Source organism: Ruegeria sp. AJ12 (genome assembly GCF_056536245.1).
In genome coordinates, this window is record NZ_JBQFJJ010000001.1 from 1,647,948 (window position 1) to 1,671,933 (window position 23,986).

The window sequence follows — 23,986 nt, forward strand, 5'->3', positions numbered from 1 at the left end:
TGTTACAGCGCGTCCGAGCCGGTTTCGCCGGTACGGATGCGGATGGCTTGTTCCACGGGTGAGACAAAGATCTTGCCGTCGCCGATTTTGTCTGTTTTTGCGGCGGAGACGATGGCGTCAATGGCGGCATCCACCTGATCGTCGTCCATCACCACCTCGACCTTCACCTTGGGCAGGAAGTCGACCACATATTCCGCGCCGCGATACAGTTCGGTATGGCCCTTCTGGCGACCGAAGCCCTTAACCTCGATCACGCTAAGGCCCTGGACGCCTACGTCCTGCAATGCCTCTTTCACTTCGTCCAGTTTGAACGGCTTGATGATCGCTTCGATCTTTTTCATCCTGGCTCACCTCGCATGGTTGTCAGAATGGCAGTGATCACGTCTAAGATCGGGCAGCAACGCGATTGCGGATTTGGCAGACTGTCGATGCTGTGATTTCAGGCGGCGGATGAAATTTTGGACAGTTTGCACAAAAAGTAATCGGAATTGAATCGCGAGAGGAATTGAGATGACGGAATTGCTGACGGCGGCACAGATGCGGGCGATTGAGCAGGCGGCCATCGGATCGGGTCAGGTATCGGGTCTGGAGTTGATGGAACGCGCCGGTCGCGGTGTTGTCGACGCAATTTTTGAAGAGTGGCCGGAACTGGCAAGAATTTCGGGCCGGGCTGTCATAATATGCGGGCCAGGCAACAACGGCGGCGACGGTTTTGTTGTTGCGAGGTTGCTAAAGGAGTGGGGCTGGGATGTCAGCGCCTATTTGTTTGGTGATCCCGCAAGGCTGCCTCCGGATGCCAAGACGAATTGTGAGCGATGGTCGCAATCTGACCCGATCCATGACTTGTCGGATTTCCCGCCCAAGGATGAGGTTGAGAGGCTCGACCTGATTGTCGATGCGGTCTTTGGAACGGGCCTTGCGCGTCAGGTCGAGGGTGAGTTGGCAGAAACTCTCCAATTGCTAGGTGCCTATCGAGACGCCAGTGGTGCCAAGATTGTTGCGATCGATACGCCTTCGGGCATGTGTTCCGATAGCGGAAGGGCGCTGGGGGTTTTTGCGACAGCAGACCTGACAGTTGCGTTTCATCGGGGAAAACGCGGTCACCACTTAGACCAAGGTGCCGTTCGGTCGGGTCATCTGGTCGTCAAACCCATAGGTTTGGGCACGGCCTGGGACAATCAGGCTGAAGGGTCGATTGCGAAACTGGTTACAGCTTCTGTGGCCCGGATTGGCAAATCGCCTCAGACGAACAAGTACACCTATGGTCACGCTTTGATCCTGTGCGGCATGTCCGGGAAAACCGGTGCCGCACGGTTGGCTGCGCGGGGTGCATTGCGCATCGGTGCGGGTCTGGTGACTTTGGCCGTAGACCCCGAGGCGCTGATCGAAGTGGCGAGTCAAGTTACGGCGGTTATGCTGCAGCCTTTTGAAAACGCAGATGCCTTGTCCGATCTTTTGGAGGACCAGCGATTGAATGCCCTATGCCTGGGGCCTGCGCTGGGTCTGGATCGCGCGCGCTCGCTAGTGCCGGTCGCACTTTCAGCTCGACGTCCGACCGTTCTGGATGCCGACGCACTTTCGTCCTTTGCAGATGACCCCACGGTTTTGTTCAACCAGCTGCATGACGCTTGTATTCTGACACCACACGGAGGTGAATTTGCCCGCCTGTTTCCGGATCTCTCTGAGAAACTGCAGGCTGCTCCAACGCGAGGTCCGGCGTATTCAAAGCTGGATGCGGCGTCCGAGGCCGCACGGCGGGCAGGTTGCGTTGTTCTGTTCAAAGGGCCAGATACTGTGATTGCCGCACCGGACGGTCGATGCTCGATCAACTCGGCTCAATACGACCGGTCAGCACCCTGGCTGGCGACGGCTGGATCCGGGGACGTTTTGGCCGGGTTCATCACGGGATTGCTCGCACGCGGGTTTGATCCGATGGAAGCCGCCGAAACCGCAGCTTGGTTGCATGTGGAGTGTGCCCGGTCCTTCGGGCCCGGTCTGATCGCCGAAGACTTGCCTGAGAAAATGCCAATTGTTCTAAAGCGGCTTGAAAACGAGACATCTGCGCGGTGAACCACCAGAAGATGCGCTGGTCTGTACCAGTCTGCCAGCCCGGGTTTTCGTAGCACGTGGCGAATATTCGCTAGTTTCAGTGCGGAGCGATACAAATTGTTTGACACCGCTGGGGTAGAGTCCTGCGAAGTCCATAAGTGCTTAGAAATAAACGAACTTTGTTTTTTTGAGTGAAGGTGTTGTTGCGAAAATACAATGCTTGCACGCGACTGGATCAGCGCCTCTGGAACGCGTGCGTTTAGTGAGCATTTGAACGGTACATGAAACCGGAACCTGTGAGGTGAGTGGAATGACCTTCAACTTGAAACTGTCCTCTACTGCCGCCGTTCTGGCGGCGACAACTGCCATTCCCGCCGCTGCTGAACTGAAGTACGAAAACAACAGCGGCGGCTATGTGCTGCTCTACGGTCAATTGAACCCGGCTTTGATCTCGGTCGATGATGGGCAGGACACAGACACACGCGTGCTGGACAACGCCCTGTCGAACAGCCGTGTTGGATTGCGCCTGTTGCAGCCCTTTGGCAGCAACGAGTTCACCTTCAGATTTGAAACCGGTCTCGGGTTGCCGAGCTCGAGCGAGTGGAACCAGTTGGGCACGGATTTCAGCGGCTGGACGCGTGAAGACATTCGGCATGTCGACTTTGCCTTGAAGGGCAGCTGGGGCAAATTCTCGGCAGGTCAGGGCAGTATGGTTTCCGATGGCGCAGCTGAAGTGGACCTTTCATATGTGGGTACGGCGCTTTATTCGTTTACCAACGATGAGAACTCGGGCTTTTTCTATCGCGGCACCGACGGCACGCTGAGCGGCATCACAGTGGGCGACTCCAGCGACAACTTTGACGGATCACGCCGTGGCCGCGTGCGTTTCGACACGCCGACCGTAAACGGATTTTCGGCCGGCGTGGCCTACGGTCAGAACATCCTGTCCAGCAGCGATGATGACGACTACTACGACATCGGTCTTTCGTATGAGAATACGTTTGCTGGCGGCGTTGAGTTTGCCGCCGGTCTGGCCTACGCGGTTCGGGAAAGGGATGGCGGCTCAGGTGATCGCAAGGACACGATCGGGTCGGCGTCCGTTCTGTTGCCGAGCGGCCTTGGTTTTACGGTTGCGGCCGGTACCCGCGATGATGATGCCGCGGGCGCATCGGATCCGAACTATTGGTATGGCAAGGTCTCATACGAAGGTGACTGGGTCGCATGGGGTAAAACCGGCATTGGTCTGGATTATTTCGATGGGTCGGATTTCGAAAATGACGGGTCCAGCACCAAGGCCTGGGGCATCGCTGTTGTTCAGCGGATCGACAGCATCAATACAGATGCCTATCTGAAGTACCGCAATCACGATTTCGATGACACCACGTCGTTTGACCAGAACGAAGCCTGGGTCTTGGGTGCCCGCTGGAAGTTCTGAGTCCGGATCAAATTGACCCCTCCGCACCGGTTCATGCCGGGGCGTTTTTTTGCCTGAATGAGCTGCAAAACAGGGCTAATTCATCAGTTGCCCCTTGCACGCAGGCAGCAGGGCAAATAGAAGGCGTCAAATTTGCCTGGCGCGCTGTTTTGCGCGCCCCGAATCCTATGGGGACTACCATAATGCAGGTTACCGAGACGCTGAACGAAGGTCTGAAACGCGGCTACAATATCACCGTCACCGCTGCTGAGCTGGACGACAAAGTCAATGAGAAGCTGACCGAAGCACAGCCCGAAGTCGAGATGAAGGGTTTCCGCAAAGGCAAAGTGCCGATGGCGTTGCTGAAAAAGCAGTTCGGTCAGCGCCTGCTGGGCGAAGCGATGCAGGAAACCATCGACGGCGCTATGAACAAGCACTTTGAAGACAGCGGCGACCGTCCCGCACTGCAGCCCGAAGTCAAGATGACGAACGAGGACTGGAAAGAAGGTGACGACGTTGAGGTCGCCATGTCCTACGAAGCGTTGCCGGAAATTCCCGAGGTCGACCTGAAATCGGTCGAGCTTGAAAAACTGGTTGTCAAAGCCGACGATGCAGCCATCGAAGAAGCGCTGAACAACCTGGCGGAAACTGCGCAGGACTTCAAAGCGCGTCGCAAGGGCTCGAAAGCGAAAGACGGCGACCAGATCGTGCTCGACTTTGTCGGAAAGGTTGACGGCGAAGAATTCGAAGGAGGCGCAGCCGAAGACTACCCGCTGGTTCTGGGCTCGAACAGCTTTATCCCCGGCTTTGAAGAGCAGTTGGTCGGCGTGAAGGTCGAAGAAGAAAAAGAGGTTAGCGTGGCGTTTCCGGCAGAATATGGCGCGGAGCATCTCGCCGGCAAAGATGCCGTCTTCACCTGCACCGTCAAAGAAGTGAAAGAGCCGGTCGCGGCCGAGGTCAATGACGAGCTGGCCCAGAAATTCGGTGCGGAAGATCTCGCAGGTCTGAAGGGTCAGATTGCCGAGCGCCTTGAAGCAGAATATGCGGGCGCTTCACGTGCTGTGATGAAACGTGCGCTGCTGGACGCGCTGGACACCAAAGTATCGTTCGATCTGCCGCCGTCGCTGGTTGAGGCGGAAGCCAAACAGATCGCGCACCAGCTGTGGCATGAAGAAAATCCGGAAGTCGAAGGACACGACCACGAACCGGTTGAGCCCACCGATGAGCATACGAAACTGGCCGAGCGTCGCGTCCGTCTGGGACTGTTGTTGGCCGAACTGGGGCAAAAGGCTGAGGTCGAGGTGACCGATGCAGAGATGACCCAGGCGATCATGAACCAGGCGCGTCAGTATCCGGGGCAGGAGCGTCAGTTCTTCGAATTCGTTCAGCAGAACGCTCAGATGCAGCAACAGCTGCGGGCACCCCTGTTCGAAGACAAAGTTGTCGATTATGTCTTCGAGCTGGCCGATGTCTCTGACAAAGAGGTCGGCAAGGACGACCTGCAGAAAGCCGTTGAAGCACTGGAAGAGGAGTAATCCTCTTCTCATCCCCGAAAATTGGGATCCCCAAATAAAGCGGAGCCGTCTGGAAATAGACGGCTCCGCATGGGTGGCTTTGACTTATGAGGTGAGGGGGTCAGGCCTCATGAGCTAAAGCACGGGGGGTTCTTAGTAGGGAGCTCTTTTGCTCTGGTGTGAAGGTATCGGAGAGCGCCTCGATCAGTTTGTGAACGGAAGCGACCTCACCTTTCGTTCTTGCCGAAGCCAATTGTTCGACAAAATACTTTTCGAGCTCCGTCAGCGGTTGATAGTCGCTATTCGCGGCACTTGGCAGTGTCTCAACCTTGCCACGCGCGAACCGCTCCAGCGCTTGATCTTCGCTCAGGAACACGTTGTGTTCGATGCTCGCATATTCCCGAATGCCGGCAATGCGCTCATCCGAGCAGTCCATCAGTGCTGCCATTGCGACGACCTTGCCCATGGGTTTGGCTGTGCCAAGGTAGTCATACGGAGCGTTGCCAGATCGTTGCAGAACACGGTTCATCACCGGATCTATGACGGCAATCGAGTCGAGAACCCCGGCTGCTTTCGCATACTCGAACGAACCGATCATGATTTCGCTGGTCACATAAGAAACCGAGTTTTTTCCGCGACCTCGTCCTAGTTTTTTGGTGTCGACACAAAACCGGGTCGCTTCCCAAACTTGAGCACTTCGGATGGGTGGTTCGTCATCCAGAAGTGAACTAAAGACATCGGACAGCATGTGCGGCCCGGTTGTTTGCAACAAGCGCATGCACCCGACAACGTCCCCCTCGTCGTCGATGCTTACAACATGTGCAGGATGCAAGTCGTCAAACTGGTCGCGTTCGCGCCCGTTCTTGATATTGACTTCCCAGCCCAGGCGTTCCCCGAATACCCGCGCACGCAGTTTGAACGTTTCGTCCAAAACGTCCTTAAACTTGTGTTCATTCACACCATCAATTACGATGATCATTTCCATCCCCCTACAGTCTGGTTACCGTAGGGATTAAGTTAACCCAGTTTTGGCCTGATTCTATTGGGGGTTTCCCGTAGTTTTGCCCAAATTTTGATCAGCCGGGGTAAATTAAGCCCAGACCAATGGCGCGTCCGACCGCCTGAGGTGTGGTCAAAGCACCCAGTTTCTCGCGTCCAGAGCGCATGTGGACTTCGACGGTGCGATGGGAAATACACAGAATATCGCCGATGTCCTGCTGGGATTTACCTTCTGCGGCCCATTGCAGGATCTCTTTTTCCCGGGTCGACAGGGTGGGCGTTGACAGTGCCTTGGTCAGCAAACCGGATTGCATGACAGTGTCGTGTGCCTGAACCGCCGCCATCTGAAGGTCCCCCATTACATGGTTCTTCAGTTTTCCCCATTCGGTATCCGAGCAATCCCGGGTGACGTTCAGCAGGCCGCATTCTCCGTAGGGTCCGCGGATGGGAACGGTCAGACCGCGTGCGGTTATTCCGAAATCATGCGCGTCCCGGAAGACGGCGTTGAATTTTTCGTCGTGGTTGAAGCGTCCCCAATCGACCGGCGCAATGCTGAGCATCGATTGGTAAATGGTGGGGTCAAAGTGGTGATACCCATGACTTCCATAGTGAATCTTCCACTCATCCGGGTAATTCGCATAGCCCTGAACGTCCCCTTTTGTGGGGTTGAGGGTGGCGTAGGATGCATAGTCAAAACCCAGTTCATCGCAGACAGCATTAATGATGTCGGCGGCCGACTTTTCCTCATGATCAATAGCGGCCAAGTCTACGAGTTTCACCTGTCCAACCTTTTTGGCGGCAGTTTTCCCCAGAAAATCGCCTTATCTGTCCGTATCGCAGTGAAGGTTGCGTCAACACTGGTAGCGTTGCAAGGTATTTGTGCAAACCGTACCGGTAAATTGCGTGTTCAAAGCAACAGTTCACGCTGCGATATATGGCGATCTAGGGAATGGTTCCGTGTTTTGACGCCATCACGCGTCGACTACATTTTGCTTAAGACGATTGAGGCGGTCTGCCTATTCAGATCTCAGCCCGGTTTCGACCAGCATTCCCCGTGCTTTGGCTTCAGGATAAAATCCCTTGGCGTAGAGGAATATCGCGCGTTGCTGATCTCCGTCCGAAAGAAGCCACGCGCCGCGGAGGTACTTTCCGGCGAACTCGAGGTTTGTATCGGCATCCAGCAGCCCCTGCGCGTTTCCGGTGTATCCCATTGAGCGTGCCGTCGCAGGAAGGATTTGCAGCAGACCGTAGTAGGGACGATTGACAGCCCAGGGACGATGTGTGCTTTCCCGGATTGCAAGCTTGTGAACCAGCTCGCGCGGCAGTTCATAGTGATCCGCCCACTTGTTGATCGAAGCCCGCAGTTCAGGCGTTTCGTTTGGATAAAGCGGGGGAGAGAACGGCTCGGCTTCTCCGCGTGTGACGTCTGACGTACTGCAGGCGGCAAGGGTTGCCATCAGGCCAAGAGCGATAAAATTGCGGCGCGCGAATAGAGCCATGTGAAATCTCCAGAGTGAGAGTGGCGATGATACGGGACGAAGAGTCAATCGCAAGCTTAGGTGCGAAATCTGGCTGAATTTTGCTCGCGCCCGGTGAGCAAAGAAAAAAAGGGCCACGCAAATTGCGAGGCCCCGATTTTGGTCAAACCGCAACCCTATCAGGCTTTGGCTTCGTCCTCTTCGGCTGCCGTGTCTTCAGCAGGTGCGTCTTCGGTGATCAGATCTTCGTCTTCTGACGCAGCGGAACCGATGTCATCGAACAATTCCGCGATCTCGAATTCCGCTTCGGCTTCTTCTTCAGCGGCCAGTTCCTGAATCGACTTGCCCGAAGCCTGCAGTTCGGCTTCTTCCTGCGAACGGGCGACATTCATCTTGATCTCAACTGCGACCTCGGGGTGCAGGTTCACGGCGACCGCGTGCAGACCCAGTTCCTTGATCGGTGCGACCAAGGCGATCTGCTTCTTGTCGACGGTGAAACCTGCTTCGGTTGCGGCCTCAGCAGCGTCACGCGGGGTGACAGAGCCGTACAGGGCACCAGCGTCCGATGCCGAACGAATCACGATGAACTGCTGACCGTCCAGCTTTTCAGCCAGCGCTTCAGCTTCTGTCTTGGTTTCCAGGTTGCGGGCCTCAAGCTGCGCTTTCTGGGCTTCGAACGAGGCAATGTTGGCCTCGGACGCGCTCAGCGCTTTGCCTTGGGGCAGCAGGAAGTTGCGGGCAAAGCCGGGCTTGACGTCGACGACGTCGCCCATCTGACCCAGTTTCGCAACGCGTTCCAGAAGGATAACTTGCATGTCAGTCTCTCCTTACTTCACGGCGTAGGGCAGCAGGGCGAGGAAGCGCGCGCGCTTGATCGCACGGGCCAGTTCACGCTGCTTTTTCGCCGAAACGGCGGTGATGCGCGAAGGTACGATCTTGCCGCGCTCAGAGATGTAGCGCTGCAGCAGACGAGTGTCCTTGTAGTCGATTTTCGGCGCGTTCTCACCCGAGAACGGGCAGACCTTGCGGCGGCGGAAAAATGGTTTTGCGGCCATGGTTTATGTCCTTTCGTCAGGCGTTGATCAACGGCGCTCGCGGCGGCCTTCGCGCTCATCGCGCTTCTGCATCTGGACCGAAGGGCCCTCGTTGTGCTCGTCGACCTTGATGGTCAGAACGCGCATAACATCGTCATGCAGGCGCATCAGGCGCTCCATTTCCTGAACGGCGCCAGCGGGGGCGTCGGTCTTCAGGAAGGAATAGTGACCCTTGCGGTTTTTGTTGATCTTGTAGGCCATTGTCTTGACGCCCCAGTACTCGCTGTCGACGACGTTGCCGCCGTTGTCAGCCAGAACGGTGCCGAAGTGTTCGACAAGGCTTTCTGCCTGCGCGTTGGACAGATCCTGACGCGCAATCATTACATGCTCATACAGTGGCATGTGCACTCCTGTTTATATCAAGGCGCATTTCAAAGGCGGGGCCTGTTCACCCTTCGCGACCCTGCCACGAGAGGCTGCGCGATTCATACGTGATGCGAAGGATGGCCCCGTATACACGTTTGAGCGCCCGGCACAAGCCCCGCCACATATGCCTTTGAGACGCCGCCCAATTTCCTTTGGGGTGCCCAAATCCTGACGCTTTTCGGCTCAAAGTTGTTTGCAACACCGGGGACTAGCCGGAGTATCCAACCCCAAGGACGGCCACCTCAGACAGGGCAAAAGTTATGACCGCGATGAACACGAATACTTTCCAAGAACAGGCGACAGACGCACGCTTTGAAAACTCTGTGCCGGTCAAGATCGCGTTTGCGGCAAACTGGAAGGCCAGGATCGTATTGGCGAGAGCGATCGGTGCATTTCTGATCATCTCGGCCTTTTCCATGTGGCTGATGCCGGGTTCGGTGATCGGCGCCGATGTCTGGCCGATCAAACTGGCGGCCTCGATGCTGTTCCTGATTGTGGGTGTCAGCCTGCTGACTATTGAAGTCATGGATCCGCGCCCGGATGCCTATTTTGATCCGATCCGCCGTGAGGTTCGGGTGCTGCAAAAGAACGAGAATGGGCGTCCCCAAACCGTGTTGCGCCGCAGCTACGACACGCTGGGCGGTGCCCGGTTCGAGGATGATGAGGTGCAGCTTTATGATGTTGACGGCAGTCTGCTGATGAAACTGCCGCTGCAGTCGGCGGATGTCAGCCGAGCGCTCAAGGGTCAGCTGAGCCAAAGCGTAACAATTTTCGCCTGAATTTTATTCTGTTCAAAAAGGAACAGAATTTGTGAATCAAAAAAACTTGTGTGCCGCCGGTAGGCGGCACATTTTCTGTTTTGAGCAACCCAACAGGTTTGCATTCACAAAACTGCGGAGATTGACATGAAACCCATCCTTCTTGCTGCTGCTCTGGCCGTTACAGCCACCACGGCGCTCGCCAGCGCCGAAAAATACGTTCTGGACCCCAGCCACAGTCAGGTTCTTTTCAGCTACGACCACCTTGGCTTCTCCACGACCTACGGCATGTTCTCGGGGTTTGAGGGCGAGATCATGTTCGACCAGGAAAACCCGGCCGCCTCGAGCGTGAGTGTATCAATGCCGGTGCTTGAAATGATCACGGGCTGGAAGCCACGCGAGGATCATTTCATGACCGAAGATTTCTTTGGTGCTTCCGAAGGTGATCTGATCACGTTTACCTCGACCGCAATCGAAGTAACCGGTGAGGACACGGCCAACATTACCGGCGATCTGACCATGAACGGTGTGACCAAATCCGTGGTTCTGGACGCGAAGTTGAACAAGGTCGACCAGCATCCGATGGCGAACAAGCCCTGGGCCGGGTTCAACGCGACAACGACCCTGACACGCAGCGAATTCGATTTGGGTCAGTTCGCGCCATTTGTTGGTGACGAAGTTCAGGTCCAGATTTCTGTCGAAGCGCAAAAGGCTGACTAGGCCCGCACGCATTTATTTAGAAAAACCGCCGGTGGCATTTGCCCCGGCGGTTTTTTTGCGCACGTTACTGTGCGCGGGTCGCTGTCAATTCGACCGCGACACTCACCGCAAATGCGAGGGAATCTTCGGCTGGCATTGATGCGCCGATGTCGAAATTCAACCGATTAAGCTCTAGGGACCCCACCATGGTTGCCGTACCGTCCTGAACGTCCAGAGCAAACGGCATCACCACATCAATTGTTTTGTCCCGGATTGTCAGCGGTCCTCTTGCCTCATAGCCAGCTTCGGTTTTGAACAGATCTGCAGCAAAGCGCGCTGTGGGGAATTTTGCGCTGTCAAAAAAATCTGCCCCCATGGCCTGATCGGTCACGGTTCCCAGGCTCAGCGATCCGATCGCCACGGTGACATCAACAGCGCCTGCGAGCCCCGGCTGGGGTGGTTCGTCATAAGTAATTGCGGCGGTCCAGTCCGCAAATGTGCCGGCGACCGGACTGCCCAATTGGGTGATGGTGATTGACAGGTCGCCGTCTTGGACCTGCCAGTCGGATTGAACTTCGGTCAGTTCGGCAGTTTCAATGCCCGCATTTGAGTGGTTCGAAAAGACACCGATCACCCAGCCTCCCATCAGCACCGCGCCCCACAGAGCCAATGCGGCAAAAGCGGGAAAAACCGAGTGTTCCTGCGCCGGAGGTTCAGGCGCGCCAGAACGCCCGGGCAGCATTCGACGCAGCGTGCCGTCCCTGTCCACGACGTGATGTTTGAGCGCCCCCATTACATGCAACGCAAGTGACCCGACCAGGGTCCATATGAACAACCAGTGCAAGCCGGCTGTGAGCTCGGCCAGATGGGCCGACTTGGGGACAAACGGCAGGTTCTGACCAAACGGCCACAGGATTGGTGCAAACCCTTCGGCTGCGGCGTGGTGCAGCCAACCGGTCAACGGCACGAGAACCAGCGACGCGTAGAGCATCCAGTGCACCGTTTCGGCCGCAAAGGCTTCGGGCTTGTTTTCCGCATTCAGAAGGCCGGGCTTTGGCTGCGTCACCGCCCACAATATCCGCGCAAGGGCGACAAAGAACACTGTGACACCGACCGTTTTGTGGACCGAGAAGAGGCGGGCGGCCCACGCAATGTCCGCTTCGGTGGTCGGGATCGCCGGATCGAAAACGTCATGGGCAATATCGTTGGCGACCCAGCCCAATGGCAAGGCGGTCAAGATCAGCAACGCGGTCAGCCAATGGAAGGCTTTGGTGACACTGCCGTAGCTGGAAAAGGTATTTGAGGTGGGCATTGATTGAACGCTCCAGGCTTGGTTGGCAGGCACCAACCTATAGCCGCTTGGATATGACACAAGTCTGAGGATACGCACAGAATTGGTGCCGGAATGCAGAGCGCACGCAGCGCTTGTGCCGCGTCTTCAGTCAGTTTACACCCCGCCGCAACCAAACGTCATCCAAGAGGTTGCAATGACACTCGCGTTCGTATTCCCGGGGCAGGGCGCCCAGACCATCGGAATGGGCAAGGCTCTGGCCGAAGCCTACCCAGCGGCGCAGTCTGTATTCGACGAAGTGGACGAAGCGTTGGGCGAAAAGCTGAGCAACCTGATCTGGGAAGGTGACATTGCGGACCTGACACTCACACAGAACGCACAACCTGCACTGATGGCAACTTCGGTGGCAGCGATGCGCGCGCTGGAGGCCGAGGGGATTTCGGTCACAAAGGCGTCGTTTGTTGCTGGGCACTCTCTTGGTGAATACTCGGCACTGGCGGCGGCTGGCGCGTTGTCCGTTGCTGATACCGCGCGGCTTTTGCGGACACGCGGCCAGGCAATGCAAAGTGCCGTACCGGTGGGTGAAGGCGCGATGGCTGCCATCCTGGGTTTGGATCTCGATGCTGTGCGCGCCGTTGCGGATGAAGCCGCCCAAGGAGAAATCTGCCAAGCGGCAAACGACAACGACCCGACACAGGTCGTAGTTTCGGGGACCAAGGCCGCTGTGGAACGCGCGGCGGAAATCGCCAAGGAAAACGGAGCAAAACGCGCGGTTATGCTGCCGGTCAGCGCACCGTTTCATTGCGCGCTGATGCAACCTGCGGCGGATGCGATGGCCGAGGCACTGGCTGAGGTCGAGATCAAGGCACCGGTTGTTCCGCTGGTGGCCAATGTCCGTGCTGAGGCCGTGACAGACCCGGACCTCATCCGGCAATTGTTGGTCGAGCAAGTCACAGGATCGGTGCGCTGGCGCGAGAGTGTTCGGTTCATGGCCGAGCAAGGCGTGACCGAAACTTGGGAAATTGGCGCGGGCAAGGCCCTGTCCGGGATGATCCGCAAAATCGACCGCTCCATTGCTGGAAAAGCGGTAGGTACACCGGAAGATGTTTTAAACGCCATCGGGGCCTGATCATAGTCTCGAAACGCGTCACAATGAACGAACAAAAAGGGAAGCCGAATGTTTGATTTGACAGGGAAGAACGCGCTGATCACAGGGGCGTCGGGTGGAATTGGGGGTGACATTGCGCGTGCCCTTCATGACGCGGGCGCGACCGTCGGCTTGTCCGGAACAAGGGTCGAACCTCTACAGGCTTTGGCGGACGAACTGGGAGAACGTGCGCATGTGCTGCCCTGCAACCTGAGCGACCCCGAAGCGGTCGCGTCTTTGCCGAAACAGGCCGCCGACGCAATGGGGTCGGTGGATATTCTGGTCAACAACGCCGGGATCACGCGAGACAACCTGTTTATGCGGATGTCTGACGAAGAGTGGCAGAGCGTCATTGACGTCAACCTGACGGCCACAATGAAGCTGTGCAAGGGCGTGATCCGGGGCATGATGAAGGCGCGTTGGGGCCGGATCGTAAACATATCTTCTATCGTGGGCGCAACCGGTAACCCGGGACAGGCCAACTATGCCGCGTCCAAGGCAGGAATGGTGGGCTTTTCCAAAGCGTTGGCGCACGAGGTTGCCACGCGGGGCATCACCGTCAACGCGGTTGCGCCAGGGTTCATCACCACGGCCATGACAGAAAAGCTGACCGACGAACAGCGGGCCGGTCTGCTGCAGCAGGTTCCCGCCGGACGCATGGGCGAACCGTCCGAGATTGCGGCCGCCGTCCTGTACCTTGCCAGCCCCGAAGCAGGTTATGTGACCGGCAGCACCTTGCATGTGAACGGTGGCATGGCCATGTTGTGAGCGCTAATAGAGGCGGATGCGAAAGCGTTTGCCTCTTGCGTCGACTGTGCTATAGGCGGCTGCATCTATGCAGGGGCCGGTCGTTCAGGTCGGCCTTCTACTTTCCCGGAAAGCCGGGACCCAAACCGCCCGGAACGGGCAAACCAAGGCCATCCCGAGCGGGCAAGGGCAGAACCGGGCGGACCGCCCTGAAAAGGAATGAGGAATAGACATGAGCGACGTCGCAGATCGCGTAAAAAAGATCGTTGTTGAACACCTGGGTGTTGAAGAAGACAAAGTAGCGGAAAACGCGTCCTTCATCGATGATCTGGGCGCAGACAGCCTGGACACCGTGGAACTGGTGATGGCCTTCGAAGAAGAGTTCGGCATCGAGATTCCCGATGACGCAGCCGAGACCATCCAAACGTTTGGCGACGCCGTCAAATTCATCAGCGAAGCGTCCTAAACACTTCGAATCCGAGAAAAAGCGGCGCTTCCTGGCAACGGAAGCGCCGTTTTTTGTGCGCGGCCCGAATTCGCCCTTGCGCGGGGCCAGTTCCGTTCGCACTGTTTCGCCTGAGGCTATAATCCAAGCGGGCAGGGCATGATAAGAACCACCCCGATGATAAACACTGCTCGTTTGACGCTGTGCGCCATGCGGCCAGAAGATTTCGACCGGTTCGCCGAGATTTGGCGGGACCCCTGCGTGGTGCGTCACATCGGCGGGGCGCCTCGTTCGCGCGGCGAAGCGTGGGATTCTTTTTTGCGCAACGCCGGACACTGGCAGATGGCCGGATTCGGGCAATGGGGTGTCCTGCAGCAATCGAATCGAAAGCTGATCGGGCAGGCCGGGTTTTTCTACGGCAATCGCAATATGGGCGAGGATTTTGATCGTTTCCCCGAGGCCGGTTGGGTTCTGGCACCCGAAGCGCAAGGCCAGGGTTTAGGTTATGAAGCAGCGCAAGCGGCCCATGACTGGTTCGACCGCATCATGCCCGGACCGCTGGTTGCGATGGTTGATGCGACCAATTCCGCCTCGCAAAAGCTGGCCAAAAAGCTGGGCTACGTGCTGTTGCGCGAAAGCGAGTACAACGACACCGCAGTTCATTTGCTGCGCCGCAACGGACCGCCAGCCCGAGCGTGATTTCGCCGCTCTCCGGTTATGCCGCAAAACGTCCAAACTGTGCCGATCTTGATAGAATCAAGGCGTGTCGATGCGTGTATGGTACTCTGGATTTTCAGAGCGATTGAGCGGAGGAACAAGCTCATGAGGATTTACCCCACCATGGAGTTGCAGAACGGCCGGTGTGTTACACTGGACAAAGGCCGCCTGGAAGATGCGATGATCTGGCACGTGAATCCGACCGACACGGCGCGCAGCTGGTCTGCGGCCGGGGCCGAATGGATGCACCTGACGGATTTTGACGCGATCGAGGGCCGGGATACCAATACTGAACTGGTCGAAGAAATCATCCGCACCGCGGAAATGCCGGTGCAACTGGCCGGCGGTATGCGTACCCGCGAACAAGTTGAGCACTGGATCGACAAAGGGGCGGGCCGGATCGTAATCGGAACCCTTGCCGCCTGGGACCCGAACCTCGTGAAGGAACTGGCCAAGCTCTACCCCGATCAGATCGTACTGGCGGTTGATGTGTGGCGGGGCTTTGTGATGACCGAGGGATGGCGCAGCCAAAGCGCTTTCACTCCAGAAGCCTTCATCGATGCCTTCGCGGATGTCCCGTTTGCGGCCATACTGATCACCGATATCGATAGCGATATGGAAGATGTCGAGGCGCAGTTGGGCCTGATCTCGGGTCTTGCGCAGCATTCCCGCACACCCGTGATCGCAAGTGGTGTCGTTCGCACGGCGGACGACATTTCGAGATTGGCGTACATTCCGAACATTGCCGGAGCTTTGGTTGGTCGGGCGTTGTTCCGCAAGGCCATTGACCTGACCGAAGCGCTGGAGGTGGCGCGGGCCGCACACGAACCGGTTGCGCAGTTTCAGTAACATCTGATCCGTTGCTCCGATCCGCGTCTCACAGACAATGTGTAGAGGCGGATCGGGCGTTATTTCGGCATTTGCATTGTCTTGCGCTGTGTTTAGCGCAAGACCATCGGCAACAGGATGCCGGTGCGGAAGCGGCCGTTGCTCTTGCCCCCGGACCCCGGGCCGGGGTATGAGCGGTTCTCATAACAGGAAGCAGGCAAGAGGCACTTCATGCGCAGAGTCGTTGTAACCGGTCTTGGATTGGTCACTCCTTTGGCCAGCGGGGTCGAAGAAACCTGGTCGCGGCTGCTGGACGGAGAATCCGGCGCGGGACCGATCACCCAGTTCGATGCCGAAGCAAGTGGGGTCACCACGACCTATGCCTGCGAAGTCCCACGCGGTGACGGGACCAACGGGACGTTCAACCCCGATGACTGGATGCCGCCGAAAGAACAGCGCAAGATCGAAGACTTTATCCTTTATTCTATCGCGGCTGCTGAAATGGCGTGCAAAGATGCCAATTGGTTGCCGGAAGACGAAGAAGATCTCCTGAAGACCGGTGTCCTGATCGGGTCCGGTATTGGTGGCCTTGGGTCGATTGCTGACACTGCGAACCTGATCCGGGACAAGGGCCCGCGTCGCGTATCGCCCTTCTTTATTCCAGGTGCGCTGATCAACCTCGCCTCGGGCCAGGTGTCGATCCGGTTTGGGTTCAAGGGTCCGAACCACTCGGTTGTGACCGCATGCTCGACCGGTGCGCATGCCATTGGTGATGCGAGCCGCATTATTCGGGCGGGCGATGCGGATGTCATGATCGCTGGCGGAGGGGAGGGCTGTATCTGCGAGATCGGGATTGCCGGGTTCAACGCCTGCAAAGCGCTGTCCACAAAGTTTGCGGACGATCCCAAGGCGGCCAGCCGTCCGTATGACATTGATCGCGACGGCTTTGTCATGGGCGAAGGGTCCGGGATTGTTGTTCTGGAAGACTACGAGCACGCCAAAGCCCGTGGTGCGAAGATCTATGCTGAAGTTTTGGGCTACGGCATGTCCGGCGACGCTTATCACATCACCGCGCCCAGCGAAGATGGGGATGGTGCCGAGCGTTCGATGAAAGCGGCTTTGCGCAGCGCGGGGCTGGAACCAAAGGATCTGGACTACATCAACGCCCACGGCACGTCGACCATGGCGGATACGATTGAGCTGGGTGCAGTAGAAAGACTGCTGGGAGAGCATGCCAGTAGCGCGACCATGACGTCGACCAAGTCCGCGACAGGCCATTTGCTGGGCGCAGCAGGTGCGATCGAGGCGATCTTCTCGATCCTTGCCATTCGCGATCAGGTTGCGCCGCCTACAATCAACCTGGACAATCCGGCGGTGGAAACGCCCATCGATCTTGCACCCAACGCCAAGCGTGAACGTGAGATCAACGTCGCCCTGTCGAATTCCTTCGGATTTGGTGGTACCAATGCCAGCGTGATCTTCGGAAAGGTCGAGTAGATGTGGCGGGCTCTTGCGTCGAACATGCTGACCATTCTTGTGATCGGCCTGTTTCTGGGGGCCGGTCTGATCTTGTGGGGGCAATCGCAATACAAATCGGAAGGCCCGCTTGAGACGGCGATCTGCCTGCAGGTCAAGAGCGGAACCAATATGACAAATGTCAGCCGCGACCTCGAAGAACAGGGCGCAATCAGCAGTGCCACGATCTTCCGCATGGCGGCCGACTATACCGACAAGGCGCAGCAGCTGAAGGCGGGGAGTTTTCTGGTACGCGAAGGCGCCTCGATGCAACAGATCATCGATGACATCACCCGCAGCGGCGCCAGCACTTGCGGATCCGAAATCGAATACCGCATCGGTGTGACGCGGGCGCAAACCCGTGTGCGCGAGTTGAACCCCGCGACGCTGGACTTTGACGAGATCGCTTCGTTTGACGCCGTCGAAGAAGAGGCTCCGGCGGTCTACACCGAAAAACGTGCCGAACCCGATACACGGTATCGGGTTTCGCTGGCCGAGGGTGTCACGTCGTGGCAGGTGGTCGAAGCCTTGAAGGCATTCGAAGCATTGACCGGCGAAGTCGCCGAGATCCCGGCCGAGGGGATGTTGGCGCCTGACAGCTATGACATTTCCGCCGGTCAGGATCGAACCGAAGTATTGCAGGCGATGCAGGACAGGCAGCAGTTGCGGATCAACGCGGTGTGGGAAAGCAGGCGGGATGGCTTGCCGCTGGAAAACCCCGAAGAGATGCTGATCCTTGCATCAATAATTGAAAAGGAAACGGCGGTCCCCGAGGAGCGCGGACAAGTTGCCAGTGTCTTTGTCAATCGCCTGAATCAGGGCATGAAACTGCAAACGGACCCAACCGTGATCTACGGTGTCACCAAAGGCCAGGGCGTGTTGGGGCGTGGTTTGCGGCGAAGTGAATTACGTCGCGCAACCCCCTGGAATACTTACGTGATTGATGGGTTGCCGCCGACCCCGATTGCCAACCCGGGGCAAGCGAGCCTTGAGGCGGCTGTGGCTCCGGATGATACAAACTACGTGTTCTTTGTGGCAGACGGAACAGGCGGACACGCCTTCGCCGAAACGCTGCAGGAACACAATCGCAATGTTGCCAAGTGGCGTGAGATCGAAGCCGAGCAAAACTCTGGCAACTGATCCGGTTTTTTGAATTCGCACAGTGGATCGGTGTCAGATTGCTGACGCCGGTCCACTGCTGTTTTGAGCGGTTGTCACTTCATGACAAATCGGGCGACTAGGCTGCGGATTTACGCCCGTGGCGACGACGTCTGGATTGCGTCGGTTTCGCTGGCCCGTTGGCGGCCTTCGGTTTTGGTCCCCGACGCCGGTTTGTCTGACGTCGTGCGGGTTTTCTGACCTCGACGGCTTCCGGCATGGTGCCGCTGGCCACCGGAATCTCGATCTTCATCAGTTTTTGAATTTGACGCAGCAGGTCGACCTCTTCGCCCGAGCAAAAGGCGATGGCCTCGCCCTCGCGCCCGGCACGCGCGGTGCGGCCGATCCGGTGAACATAGTTGTCGGGCACCTCGGGCAGGTCATAGTTGATCACGTAAGCCACACCCGGAATGTCGATGCCGCGTGCGGCAACGTCGGTGGCAACGAGGACGTTGATTTCACCAGCCCGGAAGGCCTTGATCGCGCGGTCGCGCTGGCCCTGGCTTTTGTTGCCGTGAATCGAGGCGGCGTTGAAGCCGTCAGCGACAAGACCTTTCATCAGTTTTTCAGCGCCATGTTTGGTGCGGGAAAACACCAGTGTGAGAGCGCTCATGTCCTGTGACAGGATCTCACGCAGCTTTGCGGGTTTCTCTGGCTTACTGACGAAGTGGATCGATTGGGTGATTTTGTCTGCTGCTTTGCCCGGAGGCGAAACCTGCACCCGCTGGGGGTTGGTCAGGTAAGCGCGGCTGAGCTCTTCCATCTGTTTTGGCATGGTTGCCGAGAACAGCATGGTCTGGCGTGGCGTTCCCAACTCTGGCGCGATACGGCGCAAGGCGTGGATAAAGCCCATGTCGAGCATCTGGTCGGCCTCGTCCAGCACCAGATGGCGGACCGAACCGAGGTTGACCGCGCCGCGATCCATCAGGTCGATCAGGCGGCCCGGCGTGGCGACGAGGATGTCGGTCCCGCGCGACAGAAACATGATCTGTTTGTTGATCGATTGGCCGCCAACTACGGTTGCGACACGTAACTTGGTTTTCTTGGTCAGGTTGCGCAGGCTATCGGCGATTTGATTGACCAGTTCGCGGGTAGGGGCAAGGATGAGTGCCTTGGCGGTTTTGGGATCCGGCTTGCCGGGCTGGGCGAGCAGGTGGTCGATCAATGGCAGGCCAAAAGCCAGCGTTTTGCCGGTCCCGGTTTGGGCGAGGCCAAGGATGTCGTGACCGTTCAGCGCCAGTGGGATGGCTTGGTTCTGGATCGGGGTGGGTTGGGTGAAATTGGCGCGTTTCAGCGCGTCGTTCAGAGCCGGGGCGAGGCCCAGCATGTCAAAGTTGAACAAGTCATATTCCTTTGTGACCCGTGGGATTGTCCCGCGGATGAATCGTAACTGGCCACGCGGTATGCGTGACCGGCAGGGGTTGTGCGCGGCCTCGGGATGGGCAGGCGGGTCCTGCGGCATCCGGCCGTCGCGTCAAGAACCCTGCGTGAAGGGGAACTGGAGAATTCAGAGCGCTGTGGGACCAATGTTGTGGTCCGCCGATGCTCACGCGTCAGCGCCGTGTTGCGGTGCACATGAGGCTTGCGCAGAACTTTGTCAAGCGATGGTTGCGTGAATGCGGAGCTATTGGTCGGTGTCTTGTTGCTGTTGTGCACCCTTTGACAGGGTTGCATGAAGGCGCCATTCGCGGAGTGGGACGATCTTGGGAACGGACGTTTCGGCCTTTTCAGTCGAAGGCGCGAGGGCGATCACGATGCGGCGCAGATCGTCAGTTGCATCAAGATCGATCATCAGGCGCTGGATGCCCGTGTTCGGGTTCTGATCGGCGCAATGAGCATCATAGGCGGTGTCGCAGGGATTTGCCGAGCGTAGCGTGAACCGAGCGCCAGCGGGCGACAGGATCGACGCCGTCATCTTCTGGCCGTCCTGTTTCAAATGCGCGCGCTGGGCGTCTAGTGTGATATCCGCGCGGGTATGCATCGTCCAGGACAGCGGGCCCGGCTGCGCATTGGTGATTTCATCCTGGATCAGCACGGTTTCACCATCGACAAGGGCGATGCCACGTTTGACGGAACCGGTCTGCGACCCGTAGGGATCAGACAGGTCTGCAACGGCGTATTTAAAGTCTGCGAATTGGGCAAAATCAGTAATCAGGGCGCGATTGCTGACGTCCTGATTGGTTGCGTTGAACATAAGCGTATTCTGCCCGATGGTGGCGGTGCGATAATAGTCGAACCGGTTTTTGGTGAAATAGCCGGGCAGATGATAGTTCCCGATGCCAAGATCAATGGCCCACCGTACGCCTTTCGCGTCGATCACAAAGGTTCCAGCGTCGAGATTGTTGTGGTGGCTCAGCAACGGTCCGGCCTTGAACCCGACATAGGTCGCCTCGGGATCGTCCCAGGCCGAACGCATTGTAACCAGTCCCAGTCCGCCGAACCACAGCGCAGTCGGTTGCAGCACCGATGGGCTCCGACCACCGCCATGCCGCCAGATCAGATCGAGCGCGGGGTGGACCGGCGCGGGCGCGCCGGTGTCGCGCCAGTTGTAGTCCGGACGTCCGAAACGGGTCGACAACCAGGTCAGTGCGACAAGGTCGGTGCTGGTGTCGCTGTCGCCATAATTGAACAGCAGCCCGGTTGGGCCGGTCGCATGCATCAAGTAGTCGCCCGTGGAAGGCAGTCCGACCGCTTTGGAGAGATCAAAGTCATGCCCAAGCGTGCTTTCCAGGGACGACACCAGGATTGCTGTATCACGTGCAGACAAGGCGCCATACATGGGGCCTTCGGGCCAGGCACCGTCAGGGGCGAACATGGCCAGCCCGTTGCGCAGCGACACTTGCGCACGTGCAATGATCTGGTCGGCAAGATCAGGGTTCGTCCCTGAAACCGCAAGCGCAGCCGTGATCATGCCAGTGTTGCAAAGTATGTTCCAGTTGAAGGACGCCACCGGCCAAGTGATATCGGCTGTGGCGGTGCCGTCCGGCAGGGTATCGGGGACCGGCGTCGGATGCATCCAGCGTTGCGGCAGGACCCACCCTTTGTCGAAGTAATAGGAATCAAGAGCGTAAATCTCAGCCGCAGGATGCAGAGCTTTTGAGATCAGGGCAGACCTTATCGTCCCGTGGTCGTCAGAGCTTAGGGTCTCGCTTATCCAACTATAGCCAAGCGATACGGCGAGGGTGACGCGGCTGAGCCCGAGGAAATGCTCGGGATGCCAGGTCTCAAGCTGCGCAAGCTGCAACAGTTCGGTTCTGGCGCGTCGCGCGTAACGGGTGTCACTGGTCAGCCGCCAGGCCATGCCCAGCGTCGTCAGCCGCCGGACGGATTTGTGACCGAAAGCCTCCGGTGCCGTATTTGATCGGATATCCATCGCATCGACGAGTGTGGGCTGGTCAAAATAGGCATCTGCCGCTGTTATCAGCGCCTCGTAGTCCGCCTGAAGGTCGGCATCCTGCAAACGCCCTGTCTGTATCTGGTCTACGATCTGATCAGTCAGCATGATCCTGGGCACGTGATCGGCGGCCCGCGCCGCGAGAGGTGCGATAGCGGTCAGGAAGACCAAGGCGCCCGTACGAAAGTGCAAAAGAAACCGCCGGGATTTTGTGGGCATGAACTGCTCTGCTCTTGCTTGACCTGCGTCTTCACTCTGCCCGCCGATCCTCGCCGTGTCAAAGAACGAGGCGGGTTGGGATGATCAGGTTTCTACCGCACGGTTGGCGGCTGCCAGGAGTGGACCGGTGTACCGGGGTGTTCCTGTCCAGTTGATCAGAATTAAGTAAAAATTGACAATCACAGTGCGTTACCTGTTGCGCCTGTTGCGTCAAAGCTTGACATTGCGGTCGTTTTCACGTATAAGTTGTGCCATGCTAGAAGAAGTGGGCAGCGGCCCCGGGGAAACCCGGTGGCCGTTTTTCGTTTCTCTCGTGCGGAAACACTCACGCATGAGGTCACAAGCAAACATGACTTTGATTACCCCGGAAGAGCGGATTTCTCAGACGGCTGACTTGCTGCGGTCGCTTGAGACATCCATTCGCGATCTGCGCCAAGCAGCGGAAGAACTGCGTAAACAGATCGGTGCCGGGGAGGATGCAGACCTTGCCGGAACAGGCAAGCAACTGGGTCAGCTAGAGGGGCTGATCCGAAGTTGCCAGAAAGTGGAGACAAGTTTTGTCGAACAACATCACAGACAAGCCGGAATTGCCCAAGGGGGATATGCGCTCGACCTTGACCGGGCTCGGTTTGAGGTCGGGTGCAGGCTGGCTCGCCTCCGCACCTGTTGCGGTGCAGGACAGATTTCTGAGTGAGATCGGGGAGGGGGGGCTGTGTGCCCTCCCTTTCCTGTTCGAGTTCTGGGCGCTGCCGCATCAGTTGCCACCCGAGGGCGACTGGCGGTCCTGGGTGATCATGGGTGGTCGTGGCGCGGGTAAGACGCGGGCCGGGGCCGAATGGGTGCGGTCGATGGTCGAGGGGTCTTTGCCGTTGGATAAGGGTGAGGCCGGTCGCGTGGCTCTGGTGGGTGAGACCTTCGATCAGGTGCGCGATGTGATGATCTTTGGCGATAGCGGGATTTTGCAGTGCTCGCCGCCGGATCGGCGGCCTACATGGAAGGCATCGGAGCGCAAGCTGGTCTGGCCCAACGGGGCCGAGGCGCAGGCGTTTTCGGCGCATGATCCCGAGGGGTTGCGAGGGCCGCAGTTTGATGCGGCTTGGGTAGATGAACTGGCCAAGTGGAAAAAGGCGGGCGAGACCTGGGATATGTTGCAATTTGCTTTGCGATTGGGGGATCGTCCTCGGGTCTGTGTGACGACTACGCCGCGCAATGTGAAGGTTCTAAAGGACTTGCTGGCGTCGCCGTCCACCGTGCAGACCCATGCGCCGACTGAGGCGAACCGGGCCAATCTGGCGGGCTCGTTTCTGGAAGAAGTACGCGCGCGCTATGCAGGCACGCGGCTCGGGCGGCAGGAGCTGGACGGCGTTCTGCTGTCGGATGCCGAGGGGGCGCTGTGGACAGGCTCGATGCTGGAGGCGGCGCGCTGTGCGCATTTGCCCGCGTTGGATCGTATCGTGGTGGCGCTGGACCCGGCGGTGACGGCGGGATCGGATGCGGATGCCTGCGGGATCGTGGTGGTCGGTGCGCAGCTGCAGGGGCCGCCCGAGGAGTGGCGCGCCTATGTGTTGGCCGACCGCACGGTGCAGGGTGTTGGCCCGGCGGGCTGGGCGCAGGCGGCGATTGATGCGATGGATGAGTTCGGGGCCGAACGGCTGGTGGCCGAGGTCAATCAGGGCGGGCAACTGGTGGAAGAGGTCGTGCGGCAGGTGGACCCTCTGGTCCCATTCCGCGCGGTGCGGGCCTCACGCGGCAAGGTCGCGCGGGCTGAGCCTGTGGCGGCGTTGTACGAGCAGGGTCGGGTATCGCATGTGGCCGGGTTGGATGCACTGGAGGAACAGATGTGCCAGATGACTGCGCGCGGGTTCGAGGGGCAGGGCTCGCCCGACCGGGTCGACGCGCTAGTCTGGGCGCTGCATGAGTTGGTGGTGGGGCCTGCGGGGGTATATCGGCGGCCTAGGGTGCGGAGTTTGTGAGGGTAACCTCAACTGCAAAGTTCAGGCTACTGCTACGATTCCAAGAAGCGAACAAAGCCACCCGAGAAAAAGGTTGTGTTTGTTCGAATTATCGCGAGGCTTGGTTTGTCACAAAAAGAACCAACTCCGCTTCTACTCGTGTAATGAGAGACCTAAGAATTGGCTTTCGATAACTTTTTGA

At 58.1% G+C, this 23,986-nt stretch carries 23 protein-coding genes; 13 read left to right on the forward strand and 10 right to left on the reverse strand.

Annotation, left to right across the window (positions count from 1 at the left end; genetic code table 11):
- Nucleotides 1-2: 2 nt before the first annotated feature.
- Nucleotides 3-341: a P-II family nitrogen regulator gene (locus ACR3E0_RS08350; protein WP_480477994.1), complete on the reverse strand. Its 339-nt coding sequence runs from the start codon at nt 339-341 to the stop codon at nt 3-5.
- 169 nt (nt 342-510) lie between these two features.
- On the opposite strand from ACR3E0_RS08350, the gene ACR3E0_RS08355 reads away from it, so the two are divergent.
- From ACR3E0_RS08355 to tig, 3 genes are all read left to right on the forward strand, one after another.
- Nucleotides 511-2,070, forward strand: coding sequence for an NAD(P)H-hydrate dehydratase (locus ACR3E0_RS08355; protein WP_480477996.1), 1,560 nt, complete (start codon nt 511-513; stop codon nt 2,068-2,070).
- Between the two features lie 289 nt (nt 2,071-2,359).
- Nucleotides 2,360-3,484: a porin gene (locus tag ACR3E0_RS08360; RefSeq protein ID WP_480477998.1), complete on the forward strand. Its 1,125-nt coding sequence runs from the start codon at nt 2,360-2,362 to the stop codon at nt 3,482-3,484.
- Nucleotides 3,485-3,666: 182 nt separating this feature from the next.
- Nucleotides 3,667-4,998 carry a trigger factor gene (gene tig, locus ACR3E0_RS08365; protein ID WP_480480984.1) on the forward strand — a complete coding sequence of 444 codons (1,332 nt, stop codon included), beginning with the start codon at nt 3,667-3,669 and terminating at the stop codon, nt 4,996-4,998.
- Nucleotides 4,999-5,098: 100 nt separating this feature from the next.
- On the opposite strand, the gene ACR3E0_RS08370 is transcribed toward tig, so the two are convergent.
- From ACR3E0_RS08370 to rpsF, 6 genes are all read right to left on the reverse strand, one after another.
- Nucleotides 5,099-5,956, reverse strand: a complete 858-nt coding sequence (locus ACR3E0_RS08370; RefSeq protein WP_480478000.1) for an acyl-homoserine-lactone synthase — start codon at nt 5,954-5,956, stop codon at nt 5,099-5,101.
- A gap of 97 nt (nt 5,957-6,053) precedes the next feature.
- Nucleotides 6,054-6,755, reverse strand: coding sequence for a LuxR family transcriptional regulator (locus ACR3E0_RS08375; RefSeq protein ID WP_170432816.1), 702 nt, complete (start codon nt 6,753-6,755; stop codon nt 6,054-6,056).
- 237 nt (nt 6,756-6,992) lie between these two features.
- Entirely contained in the window at nt 6,993-7,433 is a 441-nt protein-coding gene (locus ACR3E0_RS08380) for a transglycosylase SLT domain-containing protein (RefSeq protein WP_480480986.1), read from the reverse strand.
- Nucleotides 7,434-7,633: 200 nt separating this feature from the next.
- Entirely contained in the window at nt 7,634-8,269 is a 636-nt protein-coding gene (rplI, locus tag ACR3E0_RS08385) for a 50S ribosomal protein L9 (RefSeq protein ID WP_480478002.1), read from the reverse strand.
- A gap of 12 nt (nt 8,270-8,281) precedes the next feature.
- Nucleotides 8,282-8,509: a 30S ribosomal protein S18 gene (gene rpsR / locus ACR3E0_RS08390; protein WP_005608650.1), complete on the reverse strand. Its 228-nt coding sequence runs from the start codon at nt 8,507-8,509 to the stop codon at nt 8,282-8,284.
- 27 nt (nt 8,510-8,536) lie between these two features.
- Nucleotides 8,537-8,890, reverse strand: a complete 354-nt coding sequence (gene rpsF, locus ACR3E0_RS08395) for a 30S ribosomal protein S6 (protein ID WP_170750863.1) — start codon at nt 8,888-8,890, stop codon at nt 8,537-8,539.
- A 284-nt stretch (nt 8,891-9,174) separates the two neighbouring features.
- Between rpsF and ACR3E0_RS08400 the strand changes: the two genes are divergently transcribed.
- Complete coding sequence (locus ACR3E0_RS08400; protein WP_480478005.1) at nt 9,175-9,693, forward strand: hypothetical protein; 519 nt, start codon at nt 9,175-9,177, stop codon at nt 9,691-9,693.
- A 126-nt stretch (nt 9,694-9,819) separates the two neighbouring features.
- Nucleotides 9,820-10,392: a YceI family protein gene (locus tag ACR3E0_RS08405; protein WP_480478007.1), complete on the forward strand. Its 573-nt coding sequence runs from the start codon at nt 9,820-9,822 to the stop codon at nt 10,390-10,392.
- Between the two features lie 64 nt (nt 10,393-10,456).
- Here the strand turns inward: ACR3E0_RS08405 and ACR3E0_RS08410 are convergent, their stop codons facing one another.
- A complete protein-coding gene (locus tag ACR3E0_RS08410) occupies nt 10,457-11,683 on the reverse strand; it encodes a cytochrome b/b6 domain-containing protein (protein ID WP_480478009.1) in 1,227 nt (408 codons plus the stop codon).
- A 175-nt stretch (nt 11,684-11,858) separates the two neighbouring features.
- On the opposite strand from ACR3E0_RS08410, the gene fabD reads away from it, so the two are divergent.
- The 7 genes from fabD (at nt 11,859) to mltG (ending at nt 18,201) form a co-directional block, all read left to right on the forward strand.
- Nucleotides 11,859-12,791: an ACP S-malonyltransferase gene (gene fabD, locus ACR3E0_RS08415; RefSeq protein ID WP_480478010.1), complete on the forward strand. Its 933-nt coding sequence runs from the start codon at nt 11,859-11,861 to the stop codon at nt 12,789-12,791.
- A 48-nt stretch (nt 12,792-12,839) separates the two neighbouring features.
- Nucleotides 12,840-13,577, forward strand: coding sequence for a 3-oxoacyl-[acyl-carrier-protein] reductase (gene fabG / locus ACR3E0_RS08420; RefSeq protein ID WP_480478012.1), 738 nt, complete (start codon nt 12,840-12,842; stop codon nt 13,575-13,577).
- A gap of 211 nt (nt 13,578-13,788) precedes the next feature.
- A complete protein-coding gene (locus ACR3E0_RS08425; RefSeq protein WP_008756330.1) occupies nt 13,789-14,022 on the forward strand; it encodes an acyl carrier protein in 234 nt (77 codons plus the stop codon).
- Between the two features lie 138 nt (nt 14,023-14,160).
- Nucleotides 14,161-14,700, forward strand: a complete 540-nt coding sequence (locus tag ACR3E0_RS08430) for a GNAT family N-acetyltransferase (RefSeq protein ID WP_480478014.1) — start codon at nt 14,161-14,163, stop codon at nt 14,698-14,700.
- Between the two features lie 123 nt (nt 14,701-14,823).
- A complete protein-coding gene (locus ACR3E0_RS08435; protein WP_480478016.1) occupies nt 14,824-15,567 on the forward strand; it encodes a 1-(5-phosphoribosyl)-5-[(5-phosphoribosylamino)methylideneamino]imidazole-4-carboxamide isomerase in 744 nt (247 codons plus the stop codon).
- Between the two features lie 210 nt (nt 15,568-15,777).
- Nucleotides 15,778-17,043, forward strand: coding sequence for a beta-ketoacyl-ACP synthase II (gene fabF, locus ACR3E0_RS08440; protein WP_480478018.1), 1,266 nt, complete (start codon nt 15,778-15,780; stop codon nt 17,041-17,043).
- Nucleotides 17,044-18,201: an endolytic transglycosylase MltG gene (gene mltG / locus ACR3E0_RS08445; protein ID WP_480478020.1), complete on the forward strand. Its 1,158-nt coding sequence runs from the start codon at nt 17,044-17,046 to the stop codon at nt 18,199-18,201. It abuts the gene before it with no gap.
- Between the two features lie 97 nt (nt 18,202-18,298).
- On the opposite strand, the gene ACR3E0_RS08450 is transcribed toward mltG, so the two are convergent.
- Together ACR3E0_RS08450 and ACR3E0_RS08455 are read right to left on the reverse strand one after the other, a co-directional pair.
- A complete protein-coding gene (locus tag ACR3E0_RS08450; protein ID WP_480480988.1) occupies nt 18,299-19,561 on the reverse strand; it encodes a DEAD/DEAH box helicase in 1,263 nt (420 codons plus the stop codon).
- Between the two features lie 282 nt (nt 19,562-19,843).
- The gene (locus tag ACR3E0_RS08455; RefSeq protein ID WP_480478022.1) at nt 19,844-21,832 is read right to left on the reverse strand and encodes a heparinase II/III domain-containing protein; all 1,989 of its coding nucleotides are present in this window, start codon (nt 21,830-21,832) and stop codon (nt 19,844-19,846) included.
- A gap of 602 nt (nt 21,833-22,434) precedes the next feature.
- Here ACR3E0_RS08455 and ACR3E0_RS08460 point away from each other — a divergent pair.
- The gene (locus ACR3E0_RS08460) at nt 22,435-23,805 is read left to right on the forward strand and encodes a DNA-packaging protein (protein WP_480480989.1); all 1,371 of its coding nucleotides are present in this window, start codon (nt 22,435-22,437) and stop codon (nt 23,803-23,805) included.
- The last annotated feature ends 181 nt before the right edge of the window (nt 23,806-23,986 follow it).